Raw genomic sequence first — 17,644 nt, forward strand, 5'->3', positions numbered from 1 at the left:
ATTAGCACCAAAGGGAAAGGCACTATGCTATAATCTCAATTCAGCCTTTCCAGACGCAGGAAGTAATTGACCTCACCCAAAAGTTGCAGCCCCTTTTTGAGACTGTCATTTTCCGGATTGTAAATCCAAACAGCACTTCCTTCTTTATCTGAATTGATGGCAATATGAGCAATGCCGTCTTCTACCAGCACACATTGTTTTCTGGTTCCTTTGTCAAGAGGAAGTTGCAGCTTTTTGGTCGTTTGGTGAACCAGATCGAGCAGATAATACTCAATATGATGTGTTTTGTAATGATCATTCACACCGGAAAAAAGTCCTTTGTGTTCCGTACGTACAATCGCTTTTCCTTTTCCCAGGTACCATAGCCCGTACCCATGATTTTGGATGGGGGAACCGGAGATGTTGAAAAAATAATCAGGATCGATTTCCTTTACTGTTGTTTTAATTCTAAAAATGCCCGTTGATTTTTGAGGTACATTCCCCGACACAATGCCCGGGCATGCCAGGAAATAAAAATCACCTTTCTCATCAGTAAAAAAGCTTTGCATGGCTGAATTAATTCCCCCGGGATAGGTGGAGCGGGTATCCTTTAAACGATTAATCGTTTTGAATTCAGGATAACTGATCACATCCACATACAAAGTATCGCTGGTAGTGTAGCTGTGCAATTTGGTAGTACTGTGGTAACAATATCCCACTGTAAGTTTGTTTCCAAAAAACTTGGTAAAGCCGACAGACATCCAATTGTATTTACCAAAGGGAGTGGGAATAGGAAGTTCCTGCTGAACAACCGTCATGTTCCGAACATTAATTTTAGCACATATTGCCTTTCTGCTTCTCTCTTCGTAACCAACCAGTAACAAGGAATCCTTACTGATCCAATTGTAATTTTCAATATCGTTGAAACCTGCAATTTTTACAGATCTGTTTTCTTTAAGTATTCCATCTGCTATTGTGGATTCGCTGAACATACCTGTACGCTGATCCAAGCGATAGTAATAACCATTTTGAACAATAAGGTCATGGAATATTCTTGGTGGGTCGACTACAGCTCCCTGCTTTTCGGGATTAATAGTACCTGAATCAATGGTGTCCGTAGTTACGAGAAATTCTTTACCTCCTGTCATTCCTACATAAATACTATACTTTTTGTTTGAGGCAGCCCCGTGTTCTTTTTCAGTACAGCCGGATAAATAAGTGCATAGAAACGATAGACAGATAAGAAAGGTATATAATCGAAATCTCATTTACACACAACTGTCAGATATTGAATTGATCCATGAGCTGCCTTTTCACGATAGGTGGAAGACTTGTAAGTGATCCTTCTTCGAGAATAATCATTTCGTTTTCATTGTCGTGGCTATTGTAGTTCATGGCAATGTAGTTTTGTCCCTTTTTCAGGAAAAGTTTTTCTTTTTCATCGTCTGCAGCACAAGTTCCCTGTATGGTAAACTCTATATCTTGTTTAGGATTTATAAGTACAGCTCCGCAAAAATCAATAGTCCCGGTGCTGTTATCGATTTCTATGTTACTTTTCGGAGCAAGGCTAATCGTATAAAGGCTGCCGCTGACCTTCTTGTTAGAAGTATCTGAAGCATTGCTGAGTACAAATAATTTCTGGCTGGTTTCCTGCTGTTTAGCGTAATAAAGAAATGAACCAATTAGCAATACTGCTGCCGCAGCTACGGCAGGTTTCCGGAAGGGTATCATTTTGAGAGACAATCCTATCGGTTTCTTTTCAGGGATGACAGGCTGTAAAGGATTAATGTCTGCCTGAAGATCTTCCCAGATGCTATCGCGAAGTGCATCTCTGTCTAATGCTTTAGGAGTGACATACTCTTCCTCCGCTTCGTCGTCAAGAAGCCATTCCTCAACCATGAGCATTTCCTCCGGCGTACACTTTCCCGCGTGATATTTTTCTATAAGTTCTCTGGTGACCTTCATGGATAGTTTTTTGCAATGCTATATCGACCCACTTTTAAGTAAAAGTAGCATAAAAATGATATTGCCGAAGGTGCAATTATAAAAACTAATGTAAGTATTCAGAAAGATTAGCTTTGAGCATGGATAGTGCCTTGCTGATATGATACTCGACTGCTCTTTCAGAGATGAGCAGGTTCGACGCGATTTCACGATTGGTGAGTCCTTGCTCACGGCTCATTCTGTACACATTGCGGCATTGGCAGGGGAGTGTGTCGACCAGTGTATCTACTTTGCTTTTCAAACTATTGTACATGATTTCATTCTCAGTACAGCAGGTATGATTACAGTAATTCGTCAATGCTTTTTGACTATGCTCACGCCGGCTGCTGGTATTTCTGATGTATTCAAATACCTTAAATTTAGCTGACCGGATCAAATAGCGCTCTACAGATGTTGTAATTTCCAGTTCATCCTTTCTTTCCCATAATGATTTAAAAATTTCCTGTACCATTCCTTTTGCTACCTCGCTGTCATTCAGATTGCTGGAGCACACAGCATAGACCTTATCCCAATATTGCAGATAAATCTCCCGGAAAGATTGCTCGTCAATACGAAATGTGGTGGATGAGATATGAGAGTTTGTCATAAGGACATTGTAATCGAACTGATAGCAAATATAGCATCTTGTTTAAAACAAGTCCAAATAAGATTTCTATCTTTTTTAATCTAATTTTTAGATTCGGCTATAAACCACAGTGATTCACTGGGATATTTTAGATTAAGAGACTTTGCTGTGGCGGAGCTACACTTTATCTTGCGTTAACATTTTACGTTCATTCTCTCATCTATGGTGCAAATCGAATATAAATTAACAGAAAAGGAAGTTTACAGAGGTTTAGTGCAAAATAACAGCTCCAGGCTGATCACCAAAATTCTGAGAGGTTTAGGAATTTTCCTGCTGGTGGTAATGGTGTTTACCACTACTGTCAATATAGTAAATGGAATTTACTACTTCAGCATGTCGTACTTGTTCCCATTGCTGATGGGTGTATATCTTACCTTTTTGTCCGAGATTACTGCGAAAATACAGGTGCCGAATCTCATCAAAACTAAAAATCCCTTTGTACAGGAAGTGAAGGTAAGAATAGATGGAAATGGATTCAGAATGAAAGGAGAGTCTTTCTCAAACTTTATGGAGTGGGAGAAATTTCATTCAATTGTTGAGACTGCAGATTTCTTTCTTGTTAAGCCCACTGAGGCTTCAGCTAATATTATGCCTAAGAGGGCATTTACCACTGAAGATGTAGCGGAATTCAAAAATTTGATGAAAGGTGTAGTCGGTCCGAAAATAAAATGGAAGTCATGAGATAATTGGAATGGATTATTGCCACGGATACACCGATTAGCACAAATTTTCATATCTGTAAAATCGAAACCGCGACCTATTGGTAGATCTGGGTCAAGAGTTTAATTGGCCACGGATACACGAATCTTCACGAATTTGTTTATTCATGTACATCATATCCGTGCTTTATTCGTACATCAGTGGCAGATTAGAAGTTGACCACGGATACACCGATTAGTATGAATTTTTATATCTGCAGAAATCAAATTAGTGCGCTATTGGTAGATCTGTGTCAAGAGTTTAATTGGCCACGGATACACGGATCTTCACGAATTTGTCTATTTATGTACATCATATCCGTGCTTTATTCGTGCATCAGTGGCAGATTAGAAGTTGACCACGGATACACCGATTAGTATGAATTTTTATATCTGCAGAAATCAAATTAGTGCGCTATTGGTAGATCTGTGTCAAGAGTTTAATTGGCCACGGATACACGAATCTTCACGAATTTGTTTATTCATGTACATCATATCCGTGCTTTATTCGTGTATCCGTGGCAGAGAAAAAATAAGGATTAAACTTACCAGCCTATTCCGTAATCTTCCCCATGGTTACTGGATCCTCCCCACATGCTGCCATGTATCCAGTCGAAGTAAATTGCATTAATAGGGCCGCTGGTACGGGGTTGATAAGAATTTTTATAGCCCATTCTTGATAATTCTTTTCGGGTCCAGTCAGGCATTTGTTCGTTCAGGATTAACCCGCCCGGATCTTTTTCATGCGCCCCGAAGCTGGCATACATCTGCAACGTTTTGAAACTGGGCGCTTCTGCCGCTTCCTGTACAGTCATACCGAATTCAACTACATTCAAGAAGAACTGTAGGAGCAATTGATCCTGTTCATCGCCAGCCTGCTTGGCAAAAGAAAGAAACGGTTTTCCGTCTTTCAACGCAAGACTAGGCGTGAGTGTAACACGTGGACGTTTGCCTGGCTCTACCACATTGAAAGGATTTTCTTGAGAGTCCAATACAAAAGATTGCATTCGCTGACTTAAACCAACGCCTGTATTACCGGCAATGCACGCGGGTACCCAGCCTCCACTTGGAGTGATGGAAACTACCCAGCCCTCTTCGTCAGCAGCTTCCACTGAAGTGGTGCCAGCCGTAAATTCTTCCATGAATTTGTCGTCAAGTCCGTTTGTATTTCTGCTTGTGCTAGCCTGGAAATTTCCCCAGTTTTTAATCTGCTGTGTAAATGGATTTGTTTTTCCTTCAAATGGGTAAGGATCGCCGGGTAATACTTTTGGGTCGTTCTTTTCCCAGTTGATCTGCTTGATACGTTCTTTGGCATACTCTTTCGATAAAAGGCCTTTCATGGGTTCCTCAGGAGCAAATGCAGGATCCCCGTAATAGAAGTCACGGTCAGCAAATGCCAGATTCATGGTTTGATACAGTGTATGCACATAACGTGAGGAGTTGTAACCCATACTTTTCAAATCAAAGTTTTCAAGCATATTGAGCGCCTGCAGCATCACGGGTCCTTGTGTCCAGGGTTGCATTTTATATACTTCAATCCCTTTGTAACTGGTCATCAGCGGTTCTTCAATTTTTACTTTCCAGTTAGCCATATCCTGTTCGGTGATCAATCCTCCTTGTTCCTGGGTGCTTCGCGCAATTTCTTTTGCAATATCTCCTTTATAAAAACGATCATAAGCCGCGTAAATCGCCTCCTTTCTTGATTTGCCTTTTTCCAATGCTGCGGCTTCTGTATCAACCAGTTTCTGGAGCGTAGCCAGTAAATCTTTTTGAACAAATATCTCGCCGGCATCCGGTGCTTCACGCTTTTCTCCGGGATGAGTCAGGAATACCTTCGCCGAATAGGGCCACTGTTTGATCTTATCCTTTCCTCTTTCAATTGAGTTGGCAGTTTGCGCTTCAATAGGGTAGCCAGAGGCGAGTTGCATGGCAGGTGCGAGTACTTCTTTCAAACTCATGGTGCCATATTCGGCCAGCATTGTCATGAGTCCTCCTGCTGTACCGGGTGTAGTAGCTGCCAACGGACCATATTCCGGTGGGTATTTCATGCCTTTGTTCTTAAAAAAATCCGCAGTTGCTCCAGTAGGCGCTACCCCCATTGCATTAATTGCAATCACTTTTTTTGTTTTCGGATTGTATATCAGTGCCTGCGTTTCTCCTCCCCAACTTAACACATCCCACATGGTACAAGTGGATGCGAGCATGGCACACGAGGCGTCAATAGCATTTCCTCCTTTGCTGAATATCATAGCCCCCGATGTGGCAGCCAGCGGTTTTCCGGTAATCGCCATCCAGTGTTTGGCATGAAGTGGCGGTTTTTGCGTGGTAACCGGGAAATTGTTGAAAGACTGGCCAAAGATGAGTAACTGGCAGCTGCACAGGATTAATGTCGACAGCAATAATTTTTTCTTCATAGATTAGTGGTTAGTAATATTTGGTGAAAATATAATAGTGCAGAATGATCTGCGGTAAGAGAAGGATTTATTCAGATAAAAGTAACGAAAAAACACAGATCAAGCTGTTGCTACGGATAATTCATCTGTAAATACGAAGCAGACACCATCAGAATGGTAAATGTAACAACGTTTTCAAGTGGAAATTTATGGAAGGCGAGGCAGCTCATTGAACCCATTTACTTTTTTTCTGATTGACATTCGGGTTGAGATGTAGTTATGCAACTTAGGTGTGAATGCCACCTAATCAACGGAATCCTACCGCAATTTCCAACTGCGCTCAGAGTGACAGCATGCATAAAATGATCATTTTCCGCGTGCGTATAATTTTAAACGGTAAGTGATGGAATGGATATAAATAAAGGATTTTCTAAGGCAGCTGCGAATCAGCGAACGCATTCATAAAATTATTCTAAGCAGACGTGAAAAGAGACAAAATCACTTATTAAAAAAACTCTTTGAATTTGGCTAGTGGAGACAGAGGTAGCCTTATTTTGTACAGCATGTACGATACAGAAATCTTGGTATGACCCTATCCGCTTTAACGGAAGATAGACTGTGGTATCATTTTCCTGCCGTTTAGGAAAAAAGATGACGCCTTCCAGGAAAAGACAATCAAGGGCTGAAGAAATTCAGAATACGTGTAAAAGAAGATTATGAGCAGGATTTCAACAAAAATTATAACTTATTGCAAAGCAAAAGGCGTACGATGCCCTGGTAAAAAACTGCTGGTGGCAGACTATCTGCAAAAAACAAAAGATTACACGGATGCTGCAAATTTATATCTTTTACTACGCAACAACTTTGTGAAAATCAGCCCGGCTACAGTGTATCAATCGTTGAACTGGCTTACCGAGAATGGCTTTGTAGAGTGTCGCCCATCAGATCAACCCGGCTCCCGCGAAAGCAGATACCGGGTTAGAATTTAAAACAGATATCTTAAAAAATGTAAAACACATTGCATTTATACAAACTAATAGCTTTCTTTGTCTATCGAATTTATAGACTTAATATTTTCATTCATATGAAAATAAGTACTAATCAGCATTCTCAGGTAAAATGATACATGAAAAGATATTCAAATTGGCAGTAGGGCGTGAAGCCAAAATTGTGATCAAAGGCTATGCATCAAGGAATTCATCGGAAGTAAATTTTGATCTTGAATTTTTGATCCGAGACCATGAAGAGCATTTTCGTCCGCCCATAGGGATGAACCATCCCCAATTCTGGAAGTTAAAAAAATACACTGCTGAGAAATCGAGATTTCTTCAGTTGGAATATAGCGGATTATCCAGAAAGCAATTGAAGGAAAGTATTGAAGAGTTCAAAGGGCTGTTTGGTCCGGGATACACCTTTCGGGATAAAACTGAGATAGGGGCAAGAGTAAAAAGTCTTAAAGGAATCAGAGTAAGCGCTTTGAGCAGAAGGATGCTCGCTTAGCTACTATGATTGTATAAAAAATGGTCTGATCCACGATTTGTAAATCAGACCATTTTTTATAGATTAAAGCTTACTCTTTCACAATCACATCGTGTGCGCCGCCTTCTACAATACTAACAGAAGATACCAACGTAATGCGTGCATTATCTTTCAGTTCTTTAATGGATAATGTACCGCAACTACACATGGTGGATTTGATTTTGCCTAATGTAACGGCAAGGTTGTCTTTCAACGTACCGGCATAAGGCACATAGCTGTCGACACCTTCTTCGAATTTGAGTCCATCGGTGTCACCCATATCGTACCGTTCCCAGTTACGTGCACGGTTAGATCCTTCTCCCCAATATTCTTTTACGTAGTGTCCGTTCACCAAAAGCTTTCTTGTAGGACTTTCATCGAAACGGGCAAAATAGCGACCCATCATCAGGAAATCGGCACCCATGGCAAGAGCAAGCACCATGTGGTAATCTTGTGCAATACCGCCGTCGGAACAAATCGGAACGTAAATTCCGGTCTCCTCGAAATACCTATCCCTTGCTTCTGCTACTTCGATCAATGCAGTTGCTTGTCCGCGACCAATACCTTTTGTCTCACGAGTGATACAGATTGAACCGCCGCCGACACCGACCTTTATAAAATCAGCACCCGATTCTACAAGATACAGAAATCCTTCTTTATCCACCACATTACCAGCACCTACTTTTACTTTGTCACCAAACTCTTGCTTGATGTACTGCAAAGTCTCACGCTGCCATTCAGAAAAACCGTCTGACGAATCGATGCAAAGAATATCTGCACCCGCTTCAACCAAAGCAGGAACTCGTTCTTTGTAATCACGTGTATTGATACCTGCACCCACTACCAACTTCTTTTGCTTGTCGGTCAGCTCATTCGGATTATCTTTATGGTTGTCATAGTCTTTTCTGAATACAAAAAATCTGAAACGTGCCTCTTCGTCAATAACCGGAAGACTGTTCAGTTTATGTTCCCAGATCAGATCATTCGCCTCTTTCAGTGTACACCCCAGTTGCGCAGTAACCAACTTGGAGAATGGCGTCATAAATTCTTTTACCTTCTTGTCGTGAGAATCAGTTCCAACGCGGTAGTCACGGCTGGTAACTATTCCCAGCAATTTACCTTCAGCTGTGCCATCGTCTGTAATCGCAATGGTGGAGTGGCCGGTTTTGGCTTTCAATGCAATCACATCTCGCAATGTGTGATCCTGAGTGAGGTTCGCTGTACTGATCACAAATCCAGACTTATGATTTTTCACCTTGCGGATCATTTCAGCCTGATCCTGGATGGTTTGGGATCCGAAGACAAATGAAACTCCACCATTTTTTGCCAATGCTACTGCCATACCATCATTGGATACAGATTGCATGATAGCTGAAACAAAAGGAATATTTAGCTCAATATCAGGAACTTGTCCCTTTTTGTATTTAGTTAGCGGAGTTTTTAGAGAAACCTTTGGAGGAATACAGTCTTTTGTAGTAAGTCCTGGAATAAGCAGGAATTCACTGAAAGTCCTTGACGTTTCGTTTAAGTACTTAGCCATTGTATTTTTTTAAGTTTGAGGCTTTTATAGCTGCCTGGAGCAACTGGTTCTGTATGTAACTAAAAATTGACGCCGGGAATTCGTTTTTTGCAAAAAAATATTCTTTGCCAGGATGGTTTCTGTCGAATGACTATCTGCAAAACGATCTGCTTGATGGCTTCATTCATGCAAATTTCAAAAGAAAATGCGGATTTTCAGCGTTAAACGCTTTAGATTTTACAAATTTATTAATCCACCTCTTCCTACGTCCGACAATAGTTATTTAGAATACCGCATTCTGTTTCCCTTTTTTAACATGCTATTAAATTTTCCGGAGGCTATATACGGCGCAAAAGATATATTGTACTTTTGGTGCAATTTGAAATATCCGGACTACTGATAAAAATACAATGCACAGAATATATTATATGCTATTTATCCTGTTGCAATATGGGAATATGGCATCGGCTCAGTCTGACTGGCAATTAATTGCAGACGATAACGGAATCCGTGTATTCTCAAAAACAGTTTCTACCAGTAAGGTCAAGGCAGTGAAAGTGGAGTGCATTGTGGATGCTTCAGTATCGCAGCTGGTTACGTTACTCCTGGATGTATCAGCCGCTACACAGTGGGTTTCCCATACCAAATCCTGCACTATGGTAAAACGTGTTTCTGATTCCGAGCTGTATTATTATTCTGAAGTGGCCTTACCATGGCCACTGGAAAACCGTGATTTTGTTGCGCATATACGTGTGTCACAGGAAGCCTCCACAAAAGTAGTGACCGTGAATGCTCCGGCAGTCCCAGGCTGGGTGGAAGAAAAAAAAGGTGTTGTGAGAATCCAGAAGTCGTTAGGATATTGGACAATCACCCCACTTGTCGGTAGCAAAGTACAGGTACAGTATATTTTGCAGGTAGATCCCGGCGGAATCATTCCTGCCTGGATGGTGAATATGCTGGCCGCGCAGGGACCGATGGAGAGCTTTAAAAATATGAGGCAGCAGATCAGACTGCCCCGTTATCACAATGTATCTCTGCCATTTATCACGAATTAAGTTTTAATCAAACCCATATTTTCTTGTTTCCATTCCGGGAAGAGTTCTTCAGCGTTTCTCAGGTCAAGGTGTTGCATGGCGACTTCGCTCAATACGCTTCTGCAATTCAAGGTTATAGCCAGATTACGTTTGTCTTTCAGGTTTGAGCAAATCACATGCTGATACATGCCGCTTTCAGCCTAAAATGCAAAAGCCGATGCATGTTGGTCATGCACCAGCTTTTATCATACATGATGACGCTACTTCTCTTCAGCGCCAATGATATCTTCCCATCGATAGTAATGGAATACTTTTCCTTCTGACATGGCCACAAAAAGACCATTTTTGAACTGATCATTCAATGCTACGTTCGTTACATCTGAACCATCACTTTTCAAAGCGGTTACCTTTACGGATTTGATCATTTTATGTTCATGAGGATTGTTCGCACTACCTTCACGTGGGAAGATCTGGAACTTGCCCGCTCCCTGATCTGATACCAGGATGTAGCCTGTTTTTTCCCCGGTTTTGTAAATGGAAATCCCTTCATTGTCTTCTGTGAAACCAATGTTAGGAATAAGTGCCAGTTCCTTATTATCTTTTTCAGGATCAGCATAGTACTTTCTGATACCTACCTGTTCGTCTGAATAGTAGACGTAGCCACTTTCATTATCCACGGCGATAGATTCGATTTCCTTTTTGCCGCTATAGCGTCCAAATTTGCGTACTACCTCTCCGGACACATTTCCGTTTCCGGCATCTGAAAGTTTATATTGCCATAAATAACCTTCCGCCGGGCCTGATTTACGGCCTACGATTGCGAAGACTGCTTTATCAGAAGGGCGGGTATAAAGAGATATACCCATGGGAGCCTGTATTGCTTCACCTTTGAAAACTTCAATTCCACCGTTGTCTATGGCTTTCATATCAGGCAGACTGAAAATGCGAATCTTGTTTGCTTCGCGTTCTGTTACTACTGCAATATCTGTTGGTTTTCCATTGATGATCAACCCGTAAGCTACGTCGACATTATTAGGGCGTTTAAGATTTCTCACTACTTTGTCGGCAACGATTTTCCCGTTCAGGTCAAACACGTATAAGGCGCCATCAATGTCTTTGTCTGTTCCTATGATCAGACTTTTAGACGGATCCTCAGGATTCAGCCAAATGGCCGGGTCATCGGTATCATGCTTTACAGCCTCTGTAATGATGACGGGTTTGATGGCTGTTGAGTCGCTGTTGCCGTTAAGACTGCTCGTTTTTTTTCCGCAGGAGGTAAGGGCAAGCATAAAAGCCAGTGAGCATGCGGTAATCGTATTTTTAATCATGAGTTGGTGGTATTAGAAAAACCCAAGTCTGAATAAATCAGACCCAGGTTTTGTACTTCATTAGTCTGTGACGGTTATTTGGTAAGGTCGAATTTGATCCCGATGTTGTAACGCGGACGGTAATATTCGGCCTGTACTGTGCGGGAAGAAACACTCTGATAATAGCGCAATGGTTGATTAGTCAGGTTGTTCGCTTCAGCAAATACACGCAGATTTTTTGTGATTTTGTAAGATGCATTAGCATCCAGGAAGAATTGTTTGTCATAATAGATATCATCAAAATCACTACCTCCCAATGCATCCAGATAAGCAGCTGTATAGTTAGCTGAAAGTCTTGCCGAAAAGCGCTTGTTTTCCCAAGACAGTGACGCGTTGAACATGTGAGGAGCAGTTCCGGGAAGAGTTACATCATTTCTCACATCACCGTCTTCGTTATAAACTCCCTTCGCAAATGACTTGGTGAAAGTATAGTTGGTATAGACTCCCAGATTCTTCAAAGCGCCCGGAAGGAAATCCAGTTGGCGTTGGAAAGCTACTTCAAAACCGAATACGTTTACGCTTTCACCATTTCTGGATTGATAGAAATCCCAAAGCTCACTCGCTGCAATTGGGTTGGTAGTACCAGGGAAGTCTGCTGCATAATTAGCTGTGCTATAGGATTGATTACGATAAGTGTAAATAAAGTTCTTCAAATTTTTGTAAAATGCGCCACCGGATACCAGTCCAACTGATTCGAAATAGTTTTCTGCCATCAAATCAAAATTCCATGAATAGGTTGCTTTCAGGTCAGGATTACCAGCTCTGATCTCTCTATCGCCCGGAATTGTACTGATATACGGAGCCAGTGCATAATAGTTAGGACGTGCCAAAGCGGTAGTTGCAGCCGCACGCAGGATAAAGTTTTCGGTTGCATTATATTTGAAAGATATACTTGGAAGAAGGTTGGTGTAGCTGTTTTTTACAGTCCGCTGTCCTGTAAGCTCTTCTTCATCTTCGATTACATTTCCCGTGTAATTGATGGAAGTATTTTCCAGACGAACACCTGCAATCATAGATAACTTTTCAGAAAAGTCCTGATCCCACCGGGCGTAACCCGCTACAATGTTTTCTTTCGCATTATAGTTTAATCCTAGAAACTCGCTGGGTACACTTTCGGCTTCAAATAGCGACGTATTGGTCAGATTGAGGTTCCCCAAAAATGACTTGGAAGTAAACACTCCCGGAACCAGATGTGACCCAGCCTGAAAGCTATTGTCATTCCAATTTACAGTTGATGTGCTACCAAGCGTTGCAAAGTCATCTTCATTTACAGGATTGTAAACAAAGAAATTGTTGTTACGATCTTTTGTTTTCAGTCTCAGACGCCCGCCTACACGCATGCGCCCTTTTTGGTCTGGAATTACTGATAAGGGAAAACGAATATTTACCTTCGCACCAAGCTCTGTTTCTTCTGTAAAATCGTGGTTTTCACTGATCTCATTCAGCCCGATCGAACCTGATGAAAGATTGACAGGTGTGAACATAGGTGAATGCGAATCTCCGTTATAGGTGATCGGATTGCCGCTTTTTCTGAAATTGATATAACGTTCATTAGGACGATCCTCACTTGCTGTAGAGTAGCTTACCGACCAATCCATGTCCACTTTCGAGCTCAATAAATGGTCTCCTTTTACCGAATAGTTCTGGACTTTCTGAGCTTCAAGTCTGGTGCCTTTATTGCTGCTGTTTTCTATACCGCCTTTTGTCTGCCTGCTGATACGGCCTGTATATCCGGTAATATTGTTGGCATCGTCATAGGTAGGTGCAATATTATCGGTACGTAAGCGGTACCGATTTTCCAGGTCATCGCGCCAGTTATACATTGCATTGGCTGTAATCGTATGATTTTGTCCTAATTTAAAATCAAATGCCGCAGAAAGGCTTCTTCTGATCCTTTGCACATCGTATTTTCTGATATCGGATTGACCAATGAACACATTTCCGAAATCATCTTTTCTCCAAGTCGCCTCTACGTCATCAGAGCCGTAGTTGTTATTATTGTACGAACCACTCAACACCATTCCTATTGTATTTTTTGCAAAACGGTTGGCATACACAAATCCACCTGTATAAAGTGCTTTGCCACGAATAGGGTTAAATCCACTCGACAGCGTTGCTGATATGCGTTGTCCGTTCGGAGCAGCACGTGTTACCAGATTGACGGATCCTCCTATGGCATCAGCATCCATATCCGGCGTAAGCGTTTTGTTCACTTCGATGGTAGAGATCATATCCGAAGGGATCAAATCCATTTGTACACGGCGGTTATCTCCTTCTGCAGATGGAATACGGTCGCCGTTCAGAGTCACGGAGTTAAGCTCAGGAGCAAGACCTCTTATAATAATGTTACGTGCTTCTCCCTGGTCATTCTGCATCGTAACACCCGGTACACGCTTCAGCGCATCTCCTATGTTGGAATCCGGGAAACGACCTACCTGATCAGAAGAAATGATGTTGCTGATATTCTCGTTGTTACGCTGTTGGTTGAGTGCTTTGGCTTGCCCTCTAAGCCGGTCACCCAAAACAACCACCTCATTCATATCCAGACTTCCTTCGTTCATAACAAGCTGAATGGACGCAATTTGTCCTGATTGTACGGTTATTTCCTGCTTGTGGTTCTGATATCCGATATATGTAGCTTCCAGGGTATAAGTTCCTGAGGGAACACTCAAAAATTCAAACTTTCCTCTTACGTCGGAAACCGTATATTGATTTCCAGGCGTAAGTTTGAGTGTAGCTCCTGGCAGTGATAATTTCTGGCTGTCCATGATGTTACCTGTTATTAATCCTTTTTGAGCGAAAGAGATCGTGGCAAATAGTAACAAACAGACCGTAATTAGATTTTTTGTAGATGTAAATAAGTTCATAACACTGGTTTTGTTCGGGTGCAAAGGTCTCTTCGTTGTGTTACCCTTGTGTTAGTTCCAGATTATGAAATTGTTAATACGGAAAAACTCGATTTGTTAAATGTTGATTAATAAGTCGATACGTGCGTAATGGGTGCTGTTTCAGATGGGTAAATTCCTCTGTTTTCTATAGTACATATCGGACTCAAGCCAGTAATGAGATCGTTTTATAACCAAAGTACTGCGAATGGTCTAAATTTTAGAATATGTTTTATTTATGAAACAGGGTATATGCTGCCAGTATTCTCCCGCTTTTGGAGTTCGTGGTGGTTCGTGCCAGCATAAGCACCGATCCTTTAGTGCTGATAATATCAAACTCAGAACTGTCTATAGCTTGTAGCGAAGCAGTTGCCACCATATTGGTCAACATCAATTTCCTGTAATCGCGTGACAGAGTCCAATCGCCTGTTACCTTTATGCCGCCTTTCTCAGTCATTTTAACCGTATTTGCATCGGTGAGATCTATCTCAAATCGGGAATATGCCCTGCTTGCTCCATCCATGTTAGCTGCGTCAAAAACAAGTACTCCATTTTCCTTAACAGACATAATTTTCCATATATGTCTGATATTGATGGTATCTACCTCCCGTGGCTCACAGCTAAGTACGACAATGCATAACAAAACAGCTATCGATATTCTTTTCATATAGGAGTAAAAGAGAAATAATTTGAGTAATGTGAATTAAACAAATTTCAAACAAATACACATAACACCTCAGGAGAGTGATCCGTGTCGGAATGATTACATTTGACAATTGGTAAAAATAAGGTTACATAAGTACCATGCCTCTTCTGACATTTGAAATATAGGTTTATTTATAATCATCATGAAATATTTACCTCAGGTTACACGTAGAAAATTTGTTAAAAGTGCTGTAGTGCTGGCTGCAGGATTGCCGGTTGCTTCATCATTTGCTAAAACTGAAACAGCGAAAACGAATAAAGCAGGTGAGGTGCCTTTGAAATGGCTGGATTCTAAGGTAAGCGGTGAAACCATCGGAACCACATGGGGCGTTCCCTGGCCAAAAGGTGCACTAAAAAAAGCTACTTCTTTTTCTTTACAAAGCGTCAATGGAGCATCCGTTCCGGTACAAAGCTGGCAAACTGCCCAGTGGCCCGATGGTTCGATCAAATGGACCGCGCACGCCATTGGAGCTCAGTCCAATATGCCGGAAACATTTTTACTGAAGCCAGTGAAAGCGCCGGTAAAATCTTCATTGCTTAAAATTTCCGAAACCGAAGAACACATCAGTATCGATACTGGTCGCATCATTTGCAAAATCAGTAAAAAAGGAAAACGAATTATTGATGGCATAGAACGTGACGGCAAAATTGCAGCAAAGGATGGTCATCTTGTTTTACATGTTCAGAATCTACCTGATGCTGAGCCTGGTGAACAGATCAGAACGGAGTATTTCCAGGGTGAAATCAAGGAGGTGATTGTTGAACAAACCGGACCAATTCGCTGTGTGGTGAAAGTGACTGGTTCACATACCACGGAAAATAAGGCATTACTGCCATTTGTGGTCAGACTCTACTTCTATGAGAACAGCGATGCAATACGCATTTTGCATACTATCATCTATGATGCTGATGAAAACAATGACTTTATCAGTGGTATCGGTTTGAGGTTGAATGTGCCTGTTGAAGATGAGCTGCATAATAGACATGTACGATTCACAGGAGAAGAAAATGGTGTTTTTGCCGAGGCAATTCGCGGTTTAACGGGATTGCGCCGTGATCCGGGAAAGGATGTCATAGATGCACAGCTGTCTGGCAAGGCAACGCCGTCTACTACAGCATTTCCCGATAATGTTTCGAAAAGACTGCATTACATACCAGCTTTCGGAGATTATACACTTTTTCAGCCAACACCAGATTCATTTGAAATTCAGAAACGAACTAAAGCGGGGCACGGTTGGTTGCAATCTGCTTTTGGTAAACGATCAACCGGAACTGCCTATCTGGGATCGCCCGGCGGAGGTGTAATATTCGGTATCAGAAACTTCTGGCAAAGTCACCCGGCTCAGCTCGACATCCGTAACGCACATACAGATCTGGCAGAGATCACGCTCTGGGTTTGGGCGCCAAAGTCCTCGGCTATGGATCTTCGCTTTTACCATGACGGAATGGGGCAGGATACCTTTGAAAAGCAACGAGATGCTTTGGAAATTACCTATGAAGATTACGAACCGGAATTCGGGAGGCCTGTGGGCGTGGCTAGAACCAGCGAAATGCAGCTAAAAATTGTTGCCGCAACTCCGGGTAACTCTGAGATTTCTGCTGCCGCCAACGCTATCCAGCATCCGCCCCAACTCGCAGCCGAGCCTGCGTATTTTGCGGAAACCGGTATCTTTGGTGCGGCATTCAGTGCAGTCGCAAAAGGGAATCCGAAAGAGGAAAAGATTGATAAGCAACTTGATTTCTATTTTGACTACTACCACAAACAAGTGGATCAGCATAAATGGTATGGCTTCTGGAATTATGGCGATGTCATGCATGCCTATGATTATGACCGGCACACCTGGCGCTACGACGTAGGTGGTTACGCTTGGGACAATTCTGAGCTCTCGACTGATCTATGGCTGTGGTATTATTTCCTGCGGACTGGCAGAAGTGATGTGTTTCGTATGGCGGAGGCCATGACGAGGCACACAGGCGAAGTGGATGTTCACCACATCGGGCCTTTTAGTCCACTCGGATCAAGGCACAATGTAATGCACTGGGGATGCAGCGCCAAGCAGCTACGAATCAGTACTGCTGCGAACCGTCGCTTCTACTACTATCTGACTGCTGACGAGAGGGTAGGAGATTTGATGAAAGAACAGATTGATGCAGACAAAACGCTGAGAAGCATTATTCCGGGTAGGAAAATAGGACAGACAGCGCCTGCAAACGATCCTAAGGGAGAACTGGCCAGTATATCTTTCGGTACAGATTGGGGTGCACTGGCCAGTGCCTGGCTGACGGAATGGGAAAGGACAGGTAACGAAAAGGTGAAAACCAAGTTATTGAATTCGATGGAAACCATAGCTGCTCAACCACATGGATTTTTCACAGGTGTTTCTATCATGGATTTGAACACAGGTAAGTTTCAGATTAGAGAGAAAGGTAAACTTTCTGTGTCACATTTGAGTGCTGTATTCGGGCTGGCAGAAATATGCGCGGAGCTGATCGCTGTTTTTGGTATTCCCGAATTTGAAGAAGCATGGGTGCAGTATTGTGAGTTGTACAATGCTACACCCGAAGAACAAAAGCGCTTATTGGGACAACCATTAAGCAAGCTTAATCTTAGACAGGGCCATGCACGCCTTACAGCTTTCGCATCATTAAGGAAGAAAGATGCTACTTTAGCCAACCGAGCATGGGAGGAGTTTTTTGAAGGAGGTGCAGGAATTAAAACGGCTTCTTATGAAACAAAAATCATCACTGGGCCAATCGTAATTATGCCAGTTGAAGAGGCAAAAGGTATTTCTACTAATGCTGTTGCACAATGGGGATTGGCTGCCATGCAATGTTTGGCCTATGCCGGTAAATATCTGAAATAGCCATATATCATTTCATAGAAAAGGCCAGCCTCAAACAGGCTGGTCCTTTCTAT

The 17,644-nt window shown here is 42.1% G+C and carries 13 protein-coding genes; 5 read left to right on the plus strand and 8 right to left on the minus strand.

The features are described from left to right. Positions 1-35: 35 nt before the first annotated feature. From AC1XUE_RS00805 to AC1XUE_RS00815, 3 genes are all read right to left on the minus strand, one after another. The gene (locus AC1XUE_RS00805; RefSeq protein ID WP_483354022.1) at positions 36-1,247 is read right to left on the minus strand and encodes a hypothetical protein; all 1,212 of its coding nucleotides are present in this window, start codon (positions 1,245-1,247) and stop codon (positions 36-38) included. A 13-nt stretch (positions 1,248-1,260) separates the two neighbouring features. Beyond that, the gene (locus AC1XUE_RS00810; protein ID WP_483354023.1) at positions 1,261-1,944 is read right to left on the minus strand and encodes a hypothetical protein; all 684 of its coding nucleotides are present in this window, start codon (positions 1,942-1,944) and stop codon (positions 1,261-1,263) included. A gap of 85 nt (positions 1,945-2,029) precedes the next feature. Then, positions 2,030-2,569, minus strand: coding sequence for an RNA polymerase sigma-70 factor (locus tag AC1XUE_RS00815; protein WP_483354024.1), 540 nt, complete (start codon positions 2,567-2,569; stop codon positions 2,030-2,032). A gap of 201 nt (positions 2,570-2,770) precedes the next feature. Between AC1XUE_RS00815 and AC1XUE_RS00820 the strand changes: the two genes are divergently transcribed. Next, entirely contained in the window at positions 2,771-3,289 is a 519-nt protein-coding gene (locus tag AC1XUE_RS00820) for a YcxB family protein (RefSeq protein ID WP_483354025.1), read from the plus strand. Between the two features lie 562 nt (positions 3,290-3,851). On the opposite strand, the gene AC1XUE_RS00825 is transcribed toward AC1XUE_RS00820, so the two are convergent. Next, the gene (locus AC1XUE_RS00825; protein WP_483354026.1) at positions 3,852-5,720 is read right to left on the minus strand and encodes a gamma-glutamyltransferase family protein; all 1,869 of its coding nucleotides are present in this window, start codon (positions 5,718-5,720) and stop codon (positions 3,852-3,854) included. Positions 5,721-6,415: 695 nt separating this feature from the next. Here AC1XUE_RS00825 and AC1XUE_RS00830 point away from each other — a divergent pair. Then, complete coding sequence (locus tag AC1XUE_RS00830) at positions 6,416-6,688, plus strand: Fur family transcriptional regulator (protein ID WP_483354027.1); 273 nt, start codon at positions 6,416-6,418, stop codon at positions 6,686-6,688. 130 nt (positions 6,689-6,818) lie between these two features. Further along, positions 6,819-7,199: a hypothetical protein gene (locus AC1XUE_RS00835; protein ID WP_483354028.1), complete on the plus strand. Its 381-nt coding sequence runs from the start codon at positions 6,819-6,821 to the stop codon at positions 7,197-7,199. A 70-nt stretch (positions 7,200-7,269) separates the two neighbouring features. On the opposite strand, the gene AC1XUE_RS00840 is transcribed toward AC1XUE_RS00835, so the two are convergent. Further along, positions 7,270-8,757 (minus strand): IMP dehydrogenase, encoded by a 1,488-nt coding sequence (locus AC1XUE_RS00840; protein ID WP_483354029.1) that lies wholly within the window; start codon positions 8,755-8,757, stop codon positions 7,270-7,272. 389 nt (positions 8,758-9,146) lie between these two features. On the opposite strand from AC1XUE_RS00840, the gene AC1XUE_RS00845 reads away from it, so the two are divergent. Continuing rightward, positions 9,147-9,791 (plus strand): START domain-containing protein, encoded by a 645-nt coding sequence (locus AC1XUE_RS00845; RefSeq protein ID WP_483354030.1) that lies wholly within the window; start codon positions 9,147-9,149, stop codon positions 9,789-9,791. Positions 9,792-10,030: 239 nt separating this feature from the next. On the opposite strand, the gene AC1XUE_RS00850 is transcribed toward AC1XUE_RS00845, so the two are convergent. The 3 genes from AC1XUE_RS00850 to AC1XUE_RS00860 all read right to left on the minus strand — a co-directional run bounded on the left by AC1XUE_RS00850 (position 10,031) and on the right by AC1XUE_RS00860 (position 14,689). Next, positions 10,031-11,098 (minus strand): phytase, encoded by a 1,068-nt coding sequence (locus AC1XUE_RS00850; protein ID WP_483354031.1) that lies wholly within the window; start codon positions 11,096-11,098, stop codon positions 10,031-10,033. Positions 11,099-11,172: 74 nt separating this feature from the next. Next, a complete protein-coding gene (locus AC1XUE_RS00855; protein WP_483354032.1) occupies positions 11,173-14,004 on the minus strand; it encodes a TonB-dependent receptor in 2,832 nt (943 codons plus the stop codon). A gap of 250 nt (positions 14,005-14,254) precedes the next feature. Then, positions 14,255-14,689, minus strand: a complete 435-nt coding sequence (locus AC1XUE_RS00860) for a hypothetical protein (RefSeq protein WP_483354033.1) — start codon at positions 14,687-14,689, stop codon at positions 14,255-14,257. 181 nt (positions 14,690-14,870) lie between these two features. On the opposite strand from AC1XUE_RS00860, the gene AC1XUE_RS00865 reads away from it, so the two are divergent. Then, entirely contained in the window at positions 14,871-17,591 is a 2,721-nt protein-coding gene (locus AC1XUE_RS00865; RefSeq protein WP_483354034.1) for an exo-rhamnogalacturonan lyase family protein, read from the plus strand. Positions 17,592-17,644 lie beyond the last annotated feature (53 nt).

The sequence above is a fragment of the Dyadobacter sp. HNCC25DJ187 genome, from assembly GCF_056895255.1.